The organism is Streptomyces sp. NPDC048664 (genome assembly GCF_040650555.1).
In the GTDB taxonomy this organism is placed as follows: Bacteria; Actinomycetota; Actinomycetes; order Streptomycetales; family Streptomycetaceae; genus Streptomyces.
Genome location: NZ_JBEZHK010000001.1, coordinates 375454 through 393765, shown reverse-complemented (window position 1 = coordinate 393765; position 18312 = coordinate 375454). Strand labels below are relative to the sequence as shown.

General features: G+C 71.2%; 17 protein-coding genes and 1 rRNA gene. 15 read left to right on the top strand and 3 right to left on the bottom strand.

The annotated features are described in order from the left end of the window. Window positions 1-157 precede the first annotated feature (157 nt). The 10 genes from rrf (at window position 158) to AB0C59_RS01790 (ending at window position 8253) form a co-directional block, all read left to right on the top strand. A 5S ribosomal RNA gene (gene rrf / locus AB0C59_RS01835) occupies window positions 158-274 on the top strand. A gap of 60 nt (window positions 275-334) precedes the next feature. Next, window positions 335-979, top strand: coding sequence for an HAD family hydrolase (locus AB0C59_RS01830; RefSeq protein WP_363000130.1), 645 nt, complete (start codon window positions 335-337; stop codon window positions 977-979). 105 nt (window positions 980-1084) lie between these two features. Next, entirely contained in the window at window positions 1085-1780 is a 696-nt protein-coding gene (locus AB0C59_RS01825) for a VC0807 family protein (protein WP_363000129.1), read from the top strand. A gap of 89 nt (window positions 1781-1869) precedes the next feature. Further along, entirely contained in the window at window positions 1870-3102 is a 1233-nt protein-coding gene (locus AB0C59_RS01820) for an MFS transporter (protein ID WP_363000128.1), read from the top strand. After that, window positions 3053-4225, top strand: a complete 1173-nt coding sequence (locus AB0C59_RS01815) for an acetoin utilization protein AcuC (RefSeq protein WP_363000127.1) — start codon at window positions 3053-3055, stop codon at window positions 4223-4225. The genes AB0C59_RS01820 and AB0C59_RS01815 overlap by 50 nt, the downstream gene beginning before the upstream one ends. Window positions 4226-4405: 180 nt before the next feature. Continuing rightward, window positions 4406-5221 (top strand): phosphatase, encoded by an 816-nt coding sequence (locus AB0C59_RS01810; RefSeq protein ID WP_363000126.1) that lies wholly within the window; start codon window positions 4406-4408, stop codon window positions 5219-5221. A 129-nt stretch (window positions 5222-5350) separates the two neighbouring features. Further along, window positions 5351-5563 carry a helix-turn-helix domain-containing protein gene (locus AB0C59_RS01805; RefSeq protein WP_004984898.1) on the top strand — a complete coding sequence of 71 codons (213 nt, stop codon included), beginning with the start codon at window positions 5351-5353 and terminating at the stop codon, window positions 5561-5563. Window positions 5564-5717: 154 nt separating this feature from the next. Then, window positions 5718-5816, top strand: a complete 99-nt coding sequence (locus tag AB0C59_RS01800; protein ID WP_003948845.1) for an AURKAIP1/COX24 domain-containing protein — start codon at window positions 5718-5720, stop codon at window positions 5814-5816. Between the two features lie 254 nt (window positions 5817-6070). Next, a complete protein-coding gene (locus AB0C59_RS01795; RefSeq protein ID WP_363000125.1) occupies window positions 6071-7132 on the top strand; it encodes an NAD-dependent epimerase/dehydratase family protein in 1062 nt (353 codons plus the stop codon). Window positions 7133-7146: 14 nt separating this feature from the next. Then, entirely contained in the window at window positions 7147-8253 is a 1107-nt protein-coding gene (locus AB0C59_RS01790) for a lysophospholipid acyltransferase family protein (RefSeq protein ID WP_363000124.1), read from the top strand. 72 nt (window positions 8254-8325) lie between these two features. Here AB0C59_RS01790 and AB0C59_RS01785 read toward each other — a convergent pair whose 3' ends face one another. The 3 genes from AB0C59_RS01785 to AB0C59_RS01775 form a co-directional block, all read right to left on the bottom strand. Further along, window positions 8326-9570 (bottom strand): DUF5667 domain-containing protein, encoded by a 1245-nt coding sequence (locus AB0C59_RS01785; RefSeq protein WP_363000123.1) that lies wholly within the window; start codon window positions 9568-9570, stop codon window positions 8326-8328. Between the two features lie 245 nt (window positions 9571-9815). Then, the gene (locus AB0C59_RS01780; protein ID WP_363000122.1) at window positions 9816-10598 is read right to left on the bottom strand and encodes an ECF subfamily RNA polymerase sigma factor, BldN family; all 783 of its coding nucleotides are present in this window, start codon (window positions 10596-10598) and stop codon (window positions 9816-9818) included. 651 nt (window positions 10599-11249) lie between these two features. Next, a complete protein-coding gene (locus AB0C59_RS01775; RefSeq protein ID WP_363000121.1) occupies window positions 11250-12182 on the bottom strand; it encodes an HAD-IB family hydrolase in 933 nt (310 codons plus the stop codon). Window positions 12183-12355: 173 nt separating this feature from the next. On the opposite strand from AB0C59_RS01775, the gene AB0C59_RS01770 reads away from it, so the two are divergent. The 5 genes from AB0C59_RS01770 (at window position 12356) to AB0C59_RS01750 (ending at window position 18222) form a co-directional block, all read left to right on the top strand. Continuing rightward, entirely contained in the window at window positions 12356-12640 is a 285-nt protein-coding gene (locus AB0C59_RS01770) for a glutaredoxin family protein (RefSeq protein WP_363000120.1), read from the top strand. A 344-nt stretch (window positions 12641-12984) separates the two neighbouring features. Further along, complete coding sequence (locus AB0C59_RS01765) at window positions 12985-13737, top strand: redox-sensing transcriptional repressor Rex (protein WP_363000119.1); 753 nt, start codon at window positions 12985-12987, stop codon at window positions 13735-13737. Further along, window positions 13734-15494: a glutamyl-tRNA reductase gene (locus AB0C59_RS01760; RefSeq protein ID WP_363000118.1), complete on the top strand. Its 1761-nt coding sequence runs from the start codon at window positions 13734-13736 to the stop codon at window positions 15492-15494. The genes AB0C59_RS01765 and AB0C59_RS01760 overlap by 4 nt, the downstream gene beginning before the upstream one ends. Next, window positions 15491-16522 (top strand): hydroxymethylbilane synthase, encoded by a 1032-nt coding sequence (gene hemC, locus AB0C59_RS01755; RefSeq protein WP_363000117.1) that lies wholly within the window; start codon window positions 15491-15493, stop codon window positions 16520-16522. The genes AB0C59_RS01760 and hemC overlap by 4 nt, the downstream gene beginning before the upstream one ends. Further along, window positions 16519-18222 (top strand): uroporphyrinogen-III synthase, encoded by a 1704-nt coding sequence (locus AB0C59_RS01750; RefSeq protein ID WP_363000116.1) that lies wholly within the window; start codon window positions 16519-16521, stop codon window positions 18220-18222. Before hemC ends, AB0C59_RS01750 begins: the two co-directional genes overlap by 4 nt. Window positions 18223-18312: the final 90 nt, after the last annotated feature.

Below are 18312 nucleotides of genomic sequence, written 5' to 3'. Positions count from 1 at the left end.
GTTGATAGGCCAGATCTGGAAGCACGGTAACGTGTGGAGGTGACTGGTACTAATAGGCCGAGGGCTTGTCCTCAGTTGCTCGCGTCCACTGTGTTGGTTCTGAAACCACGAACAACCCCATGTGCCACACATGGTGCGGTTGACAGTTTCATAGTGTTTCGGTGGTCATAGCGTGAGGGAAACGCCCGGTTACATTTCGAACCCGGAAGCTAAGCCTTACAGCGCCGATGGTACTGCAGGGGGGACCCTGTGGGAGAGTAGGACGCCGCCGAACAAATTGTGGGAAGACCCCGCACCTCATGGTGCGGGGTCTTCTGCGTTTATGATCAATTTCATGCGCTACGACCTCGTCATATTCGACAACGACGGTGTGCTCGTCGACAGCGAGCCCATTTCCAACCGGGTGCTGGCCGCGTACCTCACCGAGCTCGGGCATCCCACGACGTACGAGGACTCGATCCGCGACTACATGGGATCGGCCATGCACCGCATCCACGAACTCATCGCGGAACGCACCGGACGAGCGCTGCCCGAGGACTTCGACGACGTCTTCCACACGCGTGTCTTCGACGCCTTCGAGCGGGAGTTGAAGCCCGTCCCCGGCGCCGCGGAGATCCTGGAGAAGCTGTCCGCCGACGGAGTCCCGTACTGCGTGGCGTCGTCCGGCAGCCATGAGCGGATCCGGGTGGGGCACCGTACGACCGGACTCGACCGGTGGTTCGAGAACGAACGGATCTTCAGCTCTCAGGACGTGGGCAAGGGGAAGCCGGCACCGGACCTGTTCCTCCACGCGGCGGAACGCATGGGTGTCGCGCCGGGTCGGTGCGTCGTGATCGAGGACAGCCCGTTGGGCGTCCAGGCCGCCGTCGCCGCCGGGATGGACGTCTACGGGTTCACCGCGATGACCCCCGCCTCCCGGCTGGCCGACGCCTCCCACCTGTTCTCCGCCCTGGGCGAGTTGGCTGACCTGCTGCGATGAGGCCGGGCCTGACCGGAGCCACCGGGAGGCCGCTGACATTTGTCATGCCGGGCTCCGGACGATCGTTTCTACTGCCGGACCCCCGACAGCGGCGAAGCTGAGGGCATGACGACGAACACGGCATCCCAGGGTCAGAACAAGAAGAACGCCTTCGCTCCGCTGATCGTGGACGTGGCGCTGCCGCTCGGTGCGTACTACCTGTGCAAGGACGCCCTCGGCCTGAGCACCTTCGCGGCGCTCGCCTGCAGCAGCGTCGTCCCGGCCGTGCGGACCCTGTGGGGCGCGGTCACCGAGCGGAAGCTCAACGCGCTCGCCGCCCTCATTCTCGTCGTGAACGTCGTCGGGCTGGTCCTCAGCTTCGTCTCCGGCGACCCGCGACTCATGCTCGTCAAGGACAGCGCCGTCAGCAGCACCATCGGCATCGGGATCCTGGTCTCGGTGGCGCTCGGGAAGCCCATGATGACCGCGGGCATGAAGCCCTTCCTGGTCAAGGGCGACGCCACCAAGGAAGCCGCCTGGGAACGGCTGATGACCGGATCGCCGGCCTTCCGGCGCTCGGAGCGGATCTTCTCCCTCGTCTGGGGCGCGGTGCTGCTCGGCGAGTGCGTCGTGCGGATCGTCGGCGCCTACACGCTGCCGGTGGACACCATGGTCTGGCTCGGCACGGTGATCATGATGGGCGCCATGGGCCTCGGCTTCGTGGTCGGCGGCGCCCTCGGTGCCGGACCGATGCACGAGCAGCTCCTGGCCGAGCTCAAGAAGGCCGACGCCCAGGAGCCCGCGTACGCACTCGCCCGGTAGGACCGGCGGCGAAGCCGAGGCGAAGGTGAGCGGCATTCATCTTCTACTGGATCTACCCAGCAGTAAGCAGGGGCCCTACGCTCGCCGCCATGACCGATGTGCTGCGGCGCGGTAGGGCCTCGCTGGCGTTCAGCTTCTTCGCCCAGGGCGTCGCCTTCGCCCTGCTCGTGACCAGGATCCCGGCCATCCAGGACCGATACGGGATCTCCGACGCGCTGCTTCCCGTCTTCCTCGCCGCCGTGCCGGTCCTGGCGGGCGTCGGCAGCGTCACGACCGAACAGCTCGTCAAACGCGTACCCCCCAGCCGGGTACTGCGCTGGTCGCAACCCGTCGTGCTGCTCGCCCTCCTCGCGGCGGGCGCCGGCAGCGGCATCACCGAGATCGCCGTGGCGCTGGCCGCCTTCGGGCTGGCCGTCGGCGCTCTCGACGCCTCCATGAACATGCTGGGGGTCAGCCTTCAACGGGCTTACGGGCGCAGCATCATGCTGGGCTTCCACGCGACGTGGAGCCTCGGCGGGATCGTGGGCGCCTCGCTCGCCTGGGTGGGGGCGCACGGGCATCTGGCGCTGTGGGTGTCGTATCTGCCGGTGGTCGTGGTCCTGCTGCCGGCGGTCCTCCTCGGCAGCAGGTGGTACGTCGACGGGGGCCGGCCCGGACCCGCGGCCGGCTCGGCCGGCGAGGCCGGGGCGCCGGTGCAGGCGGGGGCGCTGGTGTTCCGGCTGCTGCTGCCGCTGTGCCTGGTGATGACGTTCGCGTACATCGGCGACTCGACCGTCTCCAACTGGAGCGCCAAGTACCTCCAGGACACGCTGGGCAGTTCGGAGCAGCTGGCGACGGTTCCGTACAACGTCTACATGGTGACCACCCTGCTCGGCCGGTCCCTCGGGGACTTCGGCGTACGGCGGTTCGGGGCCGCGGCCGTCGTACGGCTCGGTGCGCTGGTCGCGGCGCTCGGCTTCGCGGTGGTCGCGGGAGCGCCGGGGGCGTGGACCGGGATGCTCGGCTTCACCCTGCTGGGCCTGGGCCTGTGCGTCCTCGTACCGCAGACGTTCGCCGCGGCCGGACGGCTGTTCCCGGAGGCGTCCGACGCGGCCGTCGCACGCCTGAACATCTTCAACTATGTCGGCTTCCTGGTCGGTTCGCCGCTCGTGGGCGCGCTCGGGGACGCCTGGAGCTACCGGGGGGCCATGCTCGTGCCGATGGCGCTGGTCCTGCTGACGCTGGTGTACGCCCGTTCGTTCTCGGCCGGTGGCGCCCGATACGGTGACGGGCATGAGCGGCCGCGCACAGCTGATGTGGGACGAGGCAGTAACGGGCTATGACTTCGGTCCGGATCATCCGATGGATCCGGTCAGGCTCGCGCTGACCAGGAAACTCGTCGACGCCTTCGGGCTGGACCGGGACATCGAGGTGGTCTCGGCGAAGCCCGCGGGTGACTCGACGCTGCGGCTCGTGCACCGCGAGGACTACATCCAGGCCGTGAAGGCGGCCTCGGCCGACCCCGGTGCCGCCGACGGCTCGTACGGGCTCGGCACCGTGGACGATCCCGCGTTCGCCTCGATGCACGAGGTGTCCGCCCTCATCGCGGGCCAGTCCGTGGGGGCGGCGGAGTCCGTGTGGCGCGGGGACGCGCTGCACGCCGTGAACTTCGCCGGCGGACTGCACCACGCGATGCCGGGCGCGGCGTCCGGGTTCTGCGTCTACAACGATGCCGCGCTGGCCATCGCCAGGCTGCTGGAGCTGGGCGCCGAGCGGGTCGCGTACGTCGACGTGGACGTGCACCACGGGGACGGGGTGCAGGCGGCGTTCTGGGACGACCCGCGGGTGCTGACCATCTCGCTGCACGAGTCCCCGAGCACGCTCTTCCCGCAGACCGGCTGGGCGACGGAGACGGGCGGGCCGGGGGCGGAGGGCAGCGCGGTGAACGTGGCGCTGCCCGCCGGGACGGGGGACGCGGGGTGGTTGCGCTCCTTCCACGCTGTCGTGCCGGAGCTGATCGCCGACTTCCGGCCGCAGGTGCTGGTCACCCAGCACGGGGCCGACACCCACTTCGAGGATCCGCTGGCGCATCTCGCCGTGTCGCTGGACGCGCAGCGTGCCGTGCAGTTGGCGTGCCACACGCTGGCGCACGAGCACGCCGAGGGGCGGTGGGTCGCGCTGGGCGGGGGCGGGTACGCGGTGGTGGACGTGGTGCCGCGGTCGTGGACGCATCTCGTCGCCATCGCGGCGGGGGTTCCGGTCGAGCCGGTGACCGTGATTCCGGAGAGCTGGCGGCAGGAGGTGTACGCGCGGACGCGGCAGCTTGCGCCGGGGCGGATGACCGATGGGCGGTGGCCGGTGCTGTACCGGGACTGGGAGTCGGGGTACGACCCCGCCGACCGGGCGGATCAGGCTGTGCTGGCGGCTCGTCGGGCGGTGTTCCCCTTGCGGGGGTTGCTGACCTGACCGCGCGGGGGCCGGTGTGGGGGTGGGGCTTTTGCGCAGTTCCCCGCGCCCCTTGTCGGGTGCGTCGTGGCTGGTCGCGCTGTTTCTCGTGCTCCTGAGTGGGGTGGCCCGTTAGGCCGACTGTGGGGTGTTTCTGGGTTCTTGGGGTGTTGGGCCGGGGGCTGCGTCAGCATCGCTCTCGTGTTGAGCACCGGAGCCCTGCGCGCCCATCTGCTGGCCTCTCGCCTCGCCGGCCCCGTGGCCACGACGAGGGAGAGCAGCCTGCGCAGCTACCGGGCCTTCGTCGCCCGGGACCCCCGCGTGCTGATCGGGCTGGATCCCGAGTGGACCTGGAGGCAGCGCGATGTGATCGAGCTGATGGCGTACAAATGCGGGGTCTCGGCCGACCCCCGCTGCGTCACGGGCCATGATGTGATCGACCCCGAGCGCACGCTGGAGGGCCTGGAGGCCTTCGCGGAACGCATCGCCAGGGCCGCGCGCGAGCAGGCGGCGGTGCTGTTCGGCACCGGCCACCCGCATCGCCTGCTCGGCTTCTACGTCGCGCTCGCGGACGCCCTGTCGGCGGGGGGATGTACTGTCCTCACCCCGGCACAGGGTCGCCGTGTCGACATATTGACCCGGTTCGGACTACGCACATACACCCTCGACTACGTACGGGGCGTGGCGTTCGTGCGGAGCCCGAAGCCCGGGGGAGCCGGTTGTGAGCCCGGCGCGCACACGCACTCGCCGCTGCCGGTCCGCACCGCGCTGGCCGCCGCCGCGGAGGCCGGCGGCCCGCTGCCGCAGCTGGTGATCGGGGACCACGGCTGGGTCTGCGGAGCAGGTCAGCTGGGGTTCGACGCGATCGGCCTGGCCGACACGGACGACCCGGCGCTCTTCGTCGGGGAGGCGGAGGGGCGCGTGTCCGTCGTCGTGCCCCTGGATGACGCTGTGCGGTCCGATTACTACCGACCGCTTATGCGCTATGTACTCGATCGAGCGTGTCTGTCACAGTAGGCCGCCGATACCATCCCCTCTTCCCCACTCGCATCACCCGCCCCTACATTGGGGAGTGAGCACGCAACGACGAAGAGTCACCGGAAGGGGAAGCCGGTGGCCGTCGAGTGCGGAAGGTTCAGGTGTGTCATGGCTGCAGCTGGCGAGAGGCCTCTGAACGAGGTTCAGTTCCTGACCGTGGCGGAAGTCGCCTCGGTGATGCGCGTATCGAAGATGACCGTGTACCGGCTGGTGCACAGCGGTCATCTGCCGGCGATCCGGGTGGGGAGGTCCTTCCGGGTGCCGGAGCAGGCGGTTCACGAGTATCTCCGCGAGAGCTACGTGGGGGTGGAGACAGCCTGACAAGGGCCCGGTGGAGCCCCTCGGGGCCTCGCCGGGCCATCTCCACGTCACCTCGATTACGACCTCAGCTCCCGGGCGGGTAGGCTAGCCCCTCGTAGGTCGTATGGGCCCATGGCGCCCAGCACCGAGTGATGAGAAGTGAGCGAGGGTAGTCGTGGGCTCTGTTATCAAGAAGCGGCGCAAGCGGATGGCTAAGAAGAAGCACCGCAAGCTGCTCAAGCGCACGCGCGTTCAGCGTCGTAACAAGAAGTAAGACGCGAACGTACGCGTGCGAATGCGCGTCGTGGCCCCCTGCCTTCCGGTGGGGGGCCACTGCGTTTTCCGGGCACCCGCGCGGCAGGGGTTGGACTTCGGCCACTCTGGCCGTAAGTTCACGGCTGCGGTCACGTCACGCATCGGGTGGTCATCACAGCGCAACATCGAACCGCTAAGTTGGCCCCTACGGGGAACGCGGCACTACGCGGACACTGGACCGGACTGGACGGGACGGGAAGAGAGGCGCTGATCTTGGGCAAGGTCGTGCTCGTGACCGGGGTGGCTCGCCGCCTCGGGGGCCGGTTCGTACGGCGCATCCAGCGTGACCCGGAGGTCGACCGCGTCGTCGCGGTCGACGCGGTGCCCCCCGAGCACCATCTGGGCGGCGCGCACTTCATCCGCGCCGACATCCGCCAGCCCGCCATCGCCCGCGTGCTCGCCGAGCACTCCGTGGACACGGTCGTCCACATGGACGTGACGGGCACCCCCCTGGGCAGCGGCAGCAGGGCCACGGTCAAGGAGACCAACGTCATCGGCACCATGCAGCTGCTCGGTGCGTGCCAGAAGTCCCCGACGGTGAAGCGACTGGTGGTGAAGTCCAGTACGAACGTGTACGGGTCCGCGCCCCGCGACCCGGCCGTCTTCACCGAGACCACCCCGCCCAAGTCCCTGCCGAGCGGCGGCTTCGCGAAGGACACCGTCGAGGTCGAGGGGTATGTGCGGGGCTTCGCGCGCCGTCGTCCCGACGTCGCCGTCTGCGTCCTGCGGTTCGCCAACATCCTGGGCCCGGGCGCCGATTCGCCGCTCGCCTCGTACTTCTCGCTGCCGGTGCTGCCCACCGTCCTCGGCTACGACCCGCGCCTGCAGTTCGTGCACGAGGACGACGTCGTCGACGTGCTGCGGATCGCCTCGCACGAGCCGCGCCGCGGCACCCTGAACAGCGGCACCTTCAACGTGGCCGGCGACGGCGTGCTGCTGCTGTCGCAGTGCGCGCGGCGGCTGGGGCGTCCCACCGCGCCCCTGCTGCTGCCGGCGGTCACCTGGATCGGCTCCGCGATGCGCACCCTGGGCATGACGGACTTCTCGCCCGAGCAGATCCGGCTGCTCACCCATGGCCGGGTCGTTCGGACGCAGCAGATGCGTGAGACGCTCGGGTACGAGCCGGCGTACACGACCGCCCAGACGTTCGCGGACTTCGCGCGCAGTCGCGGGCCCGGACTGCTGCCGCCGGAGGCCCTCGCGGGGGCCGTCGACCGGATCGCCGCACTGCCCGTTCTGGGCGGTGGCCACCCCCCGACGCACAGCGCCAACTGAGGAGCGGAGCAACGATGGCGGACGCCAAGGTCATTCCGTTCGACGACGACCGGTCCCGCGGGGCTGCCGTGCAGCGGCCCCCGCGCCGCCGCGGCGGCGGGAGTCGGCGCGGGGGTGAGCCCGGGGCGGTCCGCGGGGTGCAGCCCCTGCCGGCCCCGCAGCTCCCGCAGGATGATGGTCCTGTGACTCCTGCGACCTCTGCGACTTCAGCGACGTCCGTTCCGCCGGTGGCGGCCGCCCAGCAGGCCTCGGCCGCGGCGCCGTCCGAGCGGGGGGCCGGCGTGGGCCTGGAGCAGCGCGTCGCCGCCGGCCTCGCCTTTCTGCGCCGCCGTCTGACGGGCGACTACGAGGTCGACGAGTTCGGCTACGACGAGGAGCTCACCGACCAGGTCCTGATGTCCCTGCTGCGCCCGGTGTACGAGAAGTACTTCCGCGTCGAGGTGAAGGGGATCGAGAACATCCCGTCGAAGGGCGGGGCGCTGATCGTCGCCAACCACTCGGGCACCCTGCCCATGGACGGCCTCATGATGCAGGTCGCCGTGCACGACAACCATCCGGCGGGCCGCCATCTGCGGCTGCTGGCGGCCGACTTGGTCTTCATGCTTCCGGTGGTCAACGAACTGGCCCGCAAGGCCGGCCACACCCTGGCCTGCGCCGAGGACGCCCAGCGGCTGCTGGAGCGCGGCGAGGTGGTCGGGGTGATGCCGGAGGGCTTCAAGGGCATCGGCAAGCCGTTCGGCGAGCGCTACAAGCTCCAGCGCTTCGGCCGCGGCGGTTTCGTCTCCACCGCGCTGCGCGCCGGCACGCCGATCATTCCCTGCTCGATCGTCGGGGCGGAGGAGATCTACCCGATGATCGGCAACGCGAAGACCCTCGCCCGGCTGCTGGGCTTCCCGTACTTCCCGCTCACCCCGACGTTCCCCTGGCTGGGACCACTGGGCGCGATTCCGCTGCCGACGAAGTGGATGATCCAGTTCGGCGAGCCGATTCCCACGGACGGCTATCCGCCGGAGGCGGCCGAGGACCCGATGCTGATGTTCAACCTGACGGACCAGGTCAGGGAGCAGATCCAGCACACGCTGTACAAGCTGTTGGTGCAGCGGCGGTCGGTGTTCTTCTGAGGAGTACGAGGCGGTACGAGGTCGGGGGCACCCCCCGTGCGTGGGTGCCCCCGACCTCTTTCCGTGCCGCTCCTACCTGTTCTCCTCGCCGTTGATGCCCAGCCCCGGCAGGAGGCCCGGCAGCAGGGGAGGCAGCGTCACGTCCGGCCCGGAGGACGGGCTCTGGCTGGTGGACGGGGTGCTGCTGGCACTGTCCTTCGGCGGGTCGAGCAGTCCGCCCGTGCTGCCGCCCAGCAGGCCGTCGTCCGCGCTCCTGGAGGCAGACGGCTGGGGCGAGCCGCTGCCGCTGCTCCGGTCGCCGGGGGCGGAGCCGCCGGTGGGGCTGGGAGTGGCCGGGCTGTCCGTGCCCGCGGAGCCGGTGGTGGCGCCCGGTGTGGAGCTCTGGGACCGGCCGGCACCGCCGTGGGACGGGGACTGCGGAAGCAGTGACCGCAGCGGGGCCACTTCCTGGTCTATGGCTTCGAAGACCGACGTCACCTGCTGACTGACGTCGCCGAGTTGGACGGGCAGCCGCTCACGCAGGGTTCCCCAGGTCTCGCGGTGGGACTGGGAGAAGCTGGAGAGGGCCTGGATGGGGGCGAGTGACCCGTCCTGCTCGTAGGCCTCGTGCAGCAGGCGATGCCCTTCGGCCGCGTCGTGCTGCACGCCGGACAGGGTGCGGCGGATCTCGCCGAGGGACTCGTGGTCGAGGTGGCCACCGCGCCCGCGCTCCATGAGCCGACGGGCCTCGTTCAGCCGGGTCGACGCCTGGTCCAGGTAGATCTGCCCGCGGTCGCTGTCGCCGTCGGCCATGCCGAGTTTGACGTCCTCGATGCCGCGTTTGAGGCCGTAGAGCGAGTCGCCGGGCAGAGCGTCGGAACTGGCTGCCGCGACCCCGCCGAAGGAGGCCGCCGCCACGCCGACGCTGAGCCCGCCCGCGGCGAGGGTCTTGCTGAGTCGTGAACGCGGTCGCAGCTTCCCCAGCGGGCTCGCGCGGTGCGCACCGCCCCTGGCCCGGTGGGACCGCTGGCCGGGCACCGACGGGTCCGCCGCTTCGCCCCCTGCGGCCTCCTCCTGCAGCATGGCCTCCATGGCGGCCACCAGCCGCGCGCGCTGGACGACCTTCACCTCGGGATCGAGCCCCGGCCTCGGCAGATCGTCGAGCCGGGTCGCCAGGGCCAGTAGAAGGCCCTGTTCGCTCCCTTCCACGGCCGCCGGTGCCGGATCCGGTCCTCCGGATCCGGGCTGCTCGGCCGCCGTGCCCCGGTCGTCGGACTGGTCCTCCAGGGCCTGGGCGAAGGCGTTCGCCCGCCGGTGCGCCGATACGTTCGCGATCACTGGCGGCACCTCCTCTCATCATGACGGTCGACTCCCCAGGGGATCCTGAGGGTTGCACTCCTTGACCGCATCCACACGATCGAGTGGCAGAGATCGGCCAGGGGTGACCACAGGGAGCCTGTATCCCGCACAACGAGCGGCTCGGCACTTGGGTTACGGACGGCGGATGATCGGACCGCGAACTCAACGGGCATGTACGGAAGGTGAGTTGAAGTAGCAGAGAGTGTGCGGCGGCCGAGGGCCGCTCAGCGGGCGTCCTCGGGCAGGAGTCTGGCCAGGGTGCGGACGGCCCGGTACTGGAGGGTCTTGATCGCGCCCTCGTTCTTCCCCATAACCCTGGCCGTCTCGGCGACGGAGAGCCCCTGGAGGAAGCGGAGCGTGACGCACTCCTGCTGCTGGGGGTTGAGCCGTCGTACGGCGTCCAGCAGCGCGGCGTTGGAGAGGGACTCCAGGACGGAGTCCTCCGGGGACCGCTCCACCTCGTTGGCGTCGAGCATCTCGCCGGTGGTGACCTCCAGGCGGAACCGGCTCGACTTGAAGTGGTCGGCGACCAGGTTGCGCGCGATCGTCACGAGCCAGGCGCCGAAGTCGCGGCCCTGCCAGGTGAAGGTGCCGATGCGGCGCAGGGCGCGCAGAAAGGTCTCACTGGTGAGGTCCTCGGCGGTCGCCTTTCCCCCTACCCGGTAGTAGATGTAGCGGTAGACGGTGTCGCTGTACTGGTCGTACAGGCGCCCGAAGGCGTCGGCCTCGCCGGCCTGGGCGCGCTCGACCAGTTCCATCATGCGGGCGCTGTCGCTGTCCGCGGCCGGTCGGCGTGCGGTTGTGGTGGTGGCGGCCGTTCCGGAGCGCCCCCGTCGGCCGCCGACCGCGGCGCGACCGTCGGCCAGTGCGTAGCACGGGCCGACCGGGGCGGCGGTGGCGAAGGCGGGGACGGCCCAAGCGGTGGGGACGCAGCCGCGCAGCAGGTCATGGACCGTTGCGCGGAGCGTAGCCAGGCCCGAGGCGTCAACCCCGACATGTGGGTACACGAGACTCCCAGAGGCAGAGCTTCCATCACGTACAGTGCGGGACCTTTCACCCGTCGTAGCGACGGAGGGGTACCGGATTGCGTCTGAGGAGAATAACGCTTAGTGCAGGCGGCGCTACACCCAGTTGCTCAAATCTTCGATTACAGCGCTTCTCTGGTCGCTTCCCGCCCGTCCAAGTGCCGCAGAATGACTATTTGTTGACCGAATCGTTCCGGGTTCCGTATGGGTGCGGGGCGTGTTGCGGTCGGGTGGGCGCGGCGCGAGTGGTGGGGCGGGGAAAGGGGTAAGACCCGCAGAATGCGGGCGCGCCGCGGGAGGGAAACGCAGAGGGACACAACCCGAGCAAGGACGTCACTTTCCGGCCACACCCGACCACGGCAACCCCTCACACAGAGTCACACCTCACCGGGCGAGGGGCGCAGGGAACTGCGCGAAAACCACGACGCACCCGCACCCGACAACGCACGTGAAGCCCCCGATTCAGGGGCGCGGGGAACTGCGCGAAAACCCCAACGGACCTGCACCCTGCAACGCACGTGATGCCCCCTGTCAGGGGCGCGGGGAACTGCGCGAAAAGCCACAGCGAACCCGCACCCGGCAGCGCAGGTGCACTCAGCCCCCCCCAGACCCCCAGCCCCCGCCGGCCAGGCGCTAGCGGCGCCGCCGGTGCAGCGCGATCGCCGCCACCGTCCCCCCGGCCACCGCCCCCACCCCGGCGGCCGCCGGCAACCCGACCTTCGCGGCCTTGCGGGCCGTGCGGTAGTCGCGCAGCCGCCAGTCATAGGTACGGGCGTGCTTGCGCAGCTTGCTGTCGGGGTTGATGGCGTAGGGGTGGCCCACCAGCGACAGCATCGGGATGTCGTTGTGGGAGTCGCTGTACGCGGCGCAGCGCGCGAGGTCCAGCCCCTCCGCCGCCGCGAGGGCCCGCACCGCCTCCGCCTTGGCCGGACCGTGCAGCGGCTCGCCCACCAGCTTGCCGGTGTAGACGCCGTCGACCGACTCCGCGACCGTGCCGAGGGCGCCGGTCAGGCCGAGGCGCCGGGCGATCACCGTGGCGATCTCCACCGGGGCCGCCGTGACCAGCCACACCGGCTGCCCGGCGTCCAGGTGCGCCTGCGCCAGCGCCCGCGTGCCCGGCCAGATCCGCTCGGCCATGTACTCGTCGTAGATCTCCTCGCCGATCGACATCAGCTCGGCGACCCGATGGCCCTTCACGATGGACAGCGCCGAATCCCGCGCGTCCTGCATGTGCTCGGGGTCCTCCACCCCGGCCAGCCGGAACCACGCCTGCTGCCAGGCGAACCTCGCCAGGTCGCGCGTCTCGAAGAACTTCCGCTTGTACAGGCCCCGCCCGAAGTGGAACAGCGCGGCGCCCTGCATCACGGTGTTGTCCAGGTCGAAGAACGCCGCGGCCCGCTCGTCGCCGAGGACCGGGAACTCCGGTTCCCGCGCCTCGTCGGTGCCGTCGTGCGCGGCGGCGTCCTGTGTGGACTTGCGCGCGGCCTCCGCCGAGGCCTCGCCTGCCAAAACGCTCCGCGCCGTGGCGGAGCGCCTACGGGGAGTGAGCCATCCGAGAGCGGCCATGTCGTGAGCATAGCCAGTCTGTTCGGTGGTTCCGGAGTCGAGAGGTTCGGGGGGTGTGAACTCTCCGCGACCGTGTCGTTAAACAGGCGGTCCGCGCGGCGTGGCGGCGGGGCGCGAGCCGCCCGTCCGGGGCCCCGGGCCGGACGCCCCCTCCGGTGCTCCGCCGAGTGAGAATGGCCGACATGAGTCCTCTCTTCCGCCGCACCGCCGCCCGCAGCCCCCAGGAGCGGCTCGTCACCCTGATCCGCAAGCCCGGCTGTCACCTGTGCGACGACGCGCAGAGCGTGATCGAGAAGGTCTGCGGCGAACTCGGTGTGCCCTGGGAGCGGAAGGACATCACCGAGGACGAGGAGCTCCACCGCCGCTACTGGGAGCAGATCCCGGTCGTCCTCGTGGACGGGGAGCAGCACACGTTCTGGCGCGTGAACGAGGATCGCCTGCGCAAAGCCCTCGGGTGACCCGGCCCGGTCGGAGCCGGCCGGCTCCGGCCGGGTTCGCGCCGCCGGAATCTGACCAGCCAGTACAAGTGGCTGGAAAAGTCGCTTAGGATCGTCGGCGACCAGCCGTGGGGGGCGGGATCGTCAGAGGAGAGTGTGCGGTTTTGCCCCCAGAAGAAAAGGAACGGCGGCGTGGATGCGCCGGTTCCCGATCAGTGCGACGGGGGTGCGTGACCCCGGTCACGTTGGCCGGGCAAATCGGACACAATCTTTGTGCACGCGTTCACAAAGACATAGCCTGCATTCGACGGGGCGGTCCGGGGACGTGTGACCGCCCGCAGCCCCGCTCTACCCGCAGGAGCACCGTGGCAACTGGCCGAACTCACCGACCGGCGACCCGCAGCCGAGGGATTCCCGAGGCCACCGTCGCCCGTCTTCCGCTGTACCTCCGAGCCCTGACCACGCTGTCGGAGCGCTCGGTGCCCACGGTCTCCTCCGAGGAACTGGCCGCCGCCGCGGGAGTCAACTCCGCCAAGCTGCGCAAGGACTTCTCCTACCTGGGCTCCTACGGGACGCGGGGTGTGGGCTACGACGTCGAGTATCTCGTCTACCAGATCTCCCGTGAACTGGGTCTCACCCAGGACTGGCCGGTTGTGATCGTCGGTATCGGCAACCTCGGCGCGGCGCTGGCCAACTACGGCGGGTTCGCCTCGCGCGGCTTCCGGGTCGCGGCGCTCATCGACGCCGATCCCCACATGGCCGGAAAGCCGGTGGCGGGCATCCCGGTCCAGCACACCGACGACCTGGAAAAGATCATCGAGGAGAACGGCGTCTCCATCGGCGTCATCGCCACCCCGGCCGGCGCCGCGCAGCCCGTCTGCGACCGGCTCGTGGCCGCGGGCGTGACCTCCATCCTCAACTTCGCGCCGACCGTGCTGTCCGTCCCGGACGGCGTCGACGTACGCAAGGTCGACCTCTCCATCGAGCTCCAGATCCTCGCCTTCCACGAGCAGCGCAAGGCCGTGGAGGTGGCCCCGCCCGACGGTCTGCCGGCCGCCGCGACCACGGAGTCCGACCAGGGACCCGACGGGGACCGTCCCGCCGTGATGCCGGCATGAGTCTCCTCGTCGTAGGGCTGAGCCACCGCAGCGCCCCGGTCAGCATCCTGGAGCGGGCCGCGCTGACCGGCGACACCCAGGGCAAGCTGCTGCAGGACACGGTCGCCGCCGAGCCGGCCGCCGAGGCCGCGCTGCTCGCCACCTGCAACCGCATCGAGCTGTACGCCGACGTCGACAAGTTCCACGCCGGTGTCGCCGAGCTGTCCACCCTGCTCGCCCAGCACAGCGGGGTGAGCCTGGACGAGCTGACCCCCCATCTCTACGTGCACTACGAGGACCGGGCCGTCCACCACCTGTTCTCGGTGGCCTGCGGACTGGACTCGATGGTCGTCGGCGAGGGCCAGATCCTCGGCCAGATCAAGGACTCCCTGGCCACCTCGCAGGACCAGCAGACCGCCGGACGCCTGCTGAACGAGCTGTTCCAGCAGTCCCTGCGGGTCGGCAAGCGGGCCCACTCGGAGACGGGCATCGACCGTGCCGGGCAGTCGCTCGTCACCTTCGGCCTGGAGCAGCTGACCGACGGCGCCCCGGTCGAGAGCTGGGCCGCGGGCAGGCGGGCCCTGGTGATCGGCGCCGGTTCGATGTCCTCCCTGGCCGCCGCGACGCTCGCGCGCGCCGGGATCGCCGAGGTCGTGGTCGCCAACCGCACGCTGGAGCGGGCCGAGCGCCTCGCCCGGATCCTGACCGAGAACGACGGCACGCACGTGTCCGCGCGTGCGGTACCGATGGACACGGTGCCGGACGAGCTGACACGTGCCGACGTCGTGGTCTCCTGCACCGGCGCGACCGGCCTGGTCCTGACCGCCCAGTCGGTGGCGCGGGCGGTCGAGGGGCGCGTGGGCGAGCCCGTGCGCATCCCGGAGACCCGCGCCGTCGTACCGCAGGCCGAGCAGGGCGCCGCGCCGCAGGACGGCGAGCGCGGCACCGGCACCGGCCTCGGCGCCGACGAGGACTGCCCGCTCGACCTGTCGGCCGTGCAGAGCACGGCGGGCTTCTCCGTGCTGGGCGAGTCGGCCGTCGCCGGGATGGCCGCCGCCGAGCTGGAACAGCACGCGGCGTGGGTCGACAAGGGCGACCGGGAGCGCAGCGGCCGTCCCGCCGCCAGCGCCGTCCTCGACCCCGAGGCGGAGGCCGAGGTGATCACCGCGCTGGCCGCGACCGTGGCCACCGTCGGCCGTATCCCCGAGCGCCGCCGCCCCGAACCCGTGGTGCCCGCCCCGCGCCCCGCGCCCGTGCTCTCGATCCTCGACCTCGCGATGCCGAGGGACGTGGACGCCGCGGTGCACCGGCTGCCCGGGGTGCGGCTGGTCGACATCGAGTCGCTCGCCGAGGCGTCCGCGGACGCCCCCATGGCCGCCGACGTCGACCAGGTCCGCCGGATCGTCTCCGACGAGGTGGCCGCGTTCGGCGCCGCCCAGCGCGCCGCGCACATCACCCCGACCGTGGTGGCCCTGCGCACCATGGCCGCCGACGTCGTGGCCGGCGAGATCGCCCGCCTGGAGGGCCGGCTGCCCGGCCTGGACGACAAGCACCGCGCGGAGATCAACCAGACCGTGCGGCGCGTCGTGGACAAACTGCTGCACGCGCCGACCGTACGGGTCAAGCAGCTGGCCGCCGAGCCCGGCGGAGCCGGATACGCGGACGCGCTGCGCACCCTGTTCGACCTCGACCCCGAGACGGTCGCCTCCGTCTCCCGCGCCGGGGACAGCAACACCGCCGAGACTGTCGAGAACGCCGAGAACCGAGGGCGAGCATGAGTGAGCCACATGAGCCACAGGGGAGCGCACCCCCTCAACCAGGGGCACTGAGGCTCGGGACCAGGCGCAGCAAGCTGGCCATGGCCCAGTCCGGGCAGGTCGCCGAGGCGGTGCGCCGGGTGACCGGACGGCCCGTGGAGCTCGTGGAGATCACGACGTACGGGGACACCTCCCGCGAGCACCTCGCCCAGATCGGCGGCACCGGTGTGTTCGTGACCGCGCTGCGCGACGCGCTCCTGCGGGGCGAGGTCGACTTCGCGGTCCACTCCCTCAAGGACCTGCCCACCACGCAGCCCGAGGACCTGGTGCTGGCCGCCGTCCCGCCGCGCGAGGACCCGCGTGACGTGATGGTCGCGCGGGACGCCCGCAAGTTCGCCGACCTGCCGCGCGGCGCGCGCATCGGCACCGGTTCGCCGCGCCGCATGGCGCAGCTGAACGCGTACGCGCGCACCCACGGGCTCGACATACGGACGGTCGCGATCCGCGGCAACGTCGACACGCGGATCGGGTACGTCCACGACGGCGAGCTGGACGCGGTCGTCCTCGCCGCCGCCGGACTGAACCGCATCGGCCGGATCGACGAGGTGACCGACTTCCTGTCGGTCGACACGGTTCTGCCCGCCCCCGGCCAGGGGGCACTGGCGATCGAGTGCACGGCGGCCAACGCCGACCTCATCGCCGCGCTCGCCGAGCTCGACGACCCGCACACGCGGGCCGCCGTGACCGCCGAGCGGTCCCTGCTCGCCGCCCTGGAGGCCGGTTGCAGTGCCCCCGTGGGCGCGCTGGCCGACCTTCCGCCCCTCTCGGCTCCGCTGGAGCGGGGGGACGGCCAGGCCGACGAGCAGATTGTCAAGGAAATGCGCCTGCGCGGCGTCGTCGGTACGACCGACGGCCGCACGCTGGTGCAGTCGTCCACCACCGGTCCCGTGCCCGGGACGCACGAGCAGGCAGTAGCGCTCGGCCGCGAACTCGCCGCCGAGATGCTTGCCCAGGGCGCGGCCGGTCTGATGGGGGAGCGAGCACAGTGAGCCCCACCACCCTTCCCACCGGCCTTGAACACGGGCACGTCACCTTCCTCGGTGCCGGACCCGGGGATCCGGGGCTTTTGACCCTGCGCGCCGTGGAGGCGCTGGCGAACGCGGACGTCGTCGTCGGCGAGCACGACGTCCTCGACGTGGTGCGCGCGCACACACGGACAGGCGTCTCCTGGCTGCACACCGACCCGGACCCCGCCACAGGCGTGTATCCGGGCGTGGGCACCCCCCAGCTGACGGTCGTTGACAGCACGTCAACAGCCGCTGCTGTCCCCGCGTTGAGGGATGCGGCACATCTTGTCATGGAGGCTGTGAGGAGCGGCAAGCGGGTCGTCCGAGCGGTCTCCGGGGACCCCGGCCTGGACGCGCACGCCGCCGAGGAGATGCTGGCGTGCGCCACCGAGGGCGTGCCCTTCGAGGTCGTGCCCGGCGTCGCGACCGCCGTGGGCGTGCCCGCCTACGCGGGTGTGCCGCTGCGGGACGCGCAGGGCGTGGACGTGCGGTTCGTCGACGCCAAGACCGCCTCGGACCGCTGCTGGACCGAGGTCGGCGCCTCCGACGGCACCGTCGTCGTCTCCACCACGCTGGACTCGGTGGCCGCCGCGGCCGGCGAGCTGGTGGCGGCGGGCCGCAAGCCCGACACCCCGCTGACGGTGACCGTCGCCGGCACGACGACGCGGCAGCGCACCTGGACCGCCACCCTCGGTTCGATCGCGCAGACGCTGAAGCAGGCGAAGGTGCTGCCCTCGCCCGAGGGCGGCCGCCCGGTGATAGCCGTGGTCGGCGAGCGTTCCGCCGCGGCCCAGCGCGACCAGCTGTCGTGGTTCGAGAACAAGCCGCTGTTCGGCTGGCGGGTCCTGGTCCCGCGCACCAAGGAGCAGGCGGTGTCGCTCTCCGACCAGCTCCGCTCGTACGGCGCCGTGCCGCACGAGGTGCCGACGATCGCCGTGGAGCCGCCGCGCACGCCCCAGCAGATGGAGCGCGCGGTCAAGGGTCTGGTGACGGGCCGCTACGAGTGGATCGCGTTCACCTCGGTCAACGCCGTCAAGGCGGTCCGGGAGAAGTTCGAGGAGTACGGGCTCGACGCGCGTGCCTTCGCGGGCATCAAGGTGGCCGCGGTGGGCGAGCAGACGGCGCGGGCCCTGGTCGAGTTCGGTGTGAAGCCGGACCTGGTTCCCAGCGGGGAGCAGTCGGCCGCCGGCCTGCTGGAGGACTGGCCGCCGTACGACCCGGTGTTCGACCCGATCGACCGGGTGTTCCTGCCGCGCGCCGACATCGCCACCGAGACCCTGGTGGCCGGGCTGATCGAGCTGGGCTGGGAGGTGGACGACGTCACCGCCTACCGCACGGTCCGTGCCTCGCCCCCGCCGGCCGAGACCCGTGAGGCGATCAAGGGCGGCGGCTTCGACGCGGTCCTTTTCACGTCCTCCTCCACGGTCCGCAACCTGGTGGGTATCGCGGGCAAGCCGCACAACGTGACGGTGATCGCCTGTATCGGCCCCGCCACGGCGAAGACGGCCGAGGAGCACGGTCTGCGGGTCGACGTCATGGCGCCCGAACCGTCCGTGCACAAGCTGGCGGAGGCGCTCGCGGACTTCGGTCTCAAGCGCCGTGCCGCGGCCCTGGAGGCCGGGGACCCGGTGACCCGGCCGAGCGAGCGGCGCCCCGGCGCGCGCAGGCGGCGTACGACCTGACGCGGTGAAGCGCCAGACGGCACAGGGGCGTCCCCGGGTTCGGGGGCGCCCCTGTGCCGCGTTCCCGGGAGCCTCCCGGCGGGGCCTCCC

Bases quoted from the DNA above. Each gene is read 5' to 3' on its own strand.
- AB0C59_RS01770 (WP_363000120.1), top strand. From the start codon at position 12,356: ATGGCCGACATGAGTCCTCTCTTCCGCCGCACCGCCGCCCGCAGCCCC.
- AB0C59_RS01830 (WP_363000130.1), top strand. From the start codon at position 335: ATGCGCTACGACCTCGTCATATTCGACAACGACGGTGTGCTCGTCGAC.
- AB0C59_RS01775 (WP_363000121.1), bottom strand. From the start codon at position 12,182: ATGGCCGCTCTCGGATGGCTCACTCCCCGTAGGCGCTCCGCCACGGCG.
- hemC (WP_363000117.1), top strand. From the start codon at position 15,491: ATGAGTGAGCCACATGAGCCACAGGGGAGCGCACCCCCTCAACCAGGG.
- AB0C59_RS01825 (WP_363000129.1), top strand. From the start codon at position 1,085: ATGACGACGAACACGGCATCCCAGGGTCAGAACAAGAAGAACGCCTTC.
- AB0C59_RS01820 (WP_363000128.1), top strand. From the start codon at position 1,870: ATGACCGATGTGCTGCGGCGCGGTAGGGCCTCGCTGGCGTTCAGCTTC.
- AB0C59_RS01790 (WP_363000124.1), top strand. From the start codon at position 7,147: ATGGCGGACGCCAAGGTCATTCCGTTCGACGACGACCGGTCCCGCGGG.
- AB0C59_RS01815 (WP_363000127.1), top strand. From the start codon at position 3,053: ATGAGCGGCCGCGCACAGCTGATGTGGGACGAGGCAGTAACGGGCTAT.
- AB0C59_RS01760 (WP_363000118.1), top strand. From the start codon at position 13,734: ATGAGTCTCCTCGTCGTAGGGCTGAGCCACCGCAGCGCCCCGGTCAGC.
- AB0C59_RS01805 (WP_004984898.1), top strand. From the start codon at position 5,351: ATGGCTGCAGCTGGCGAGAGGCCTCTGAACGAGGTTCAGTTCCTGACC.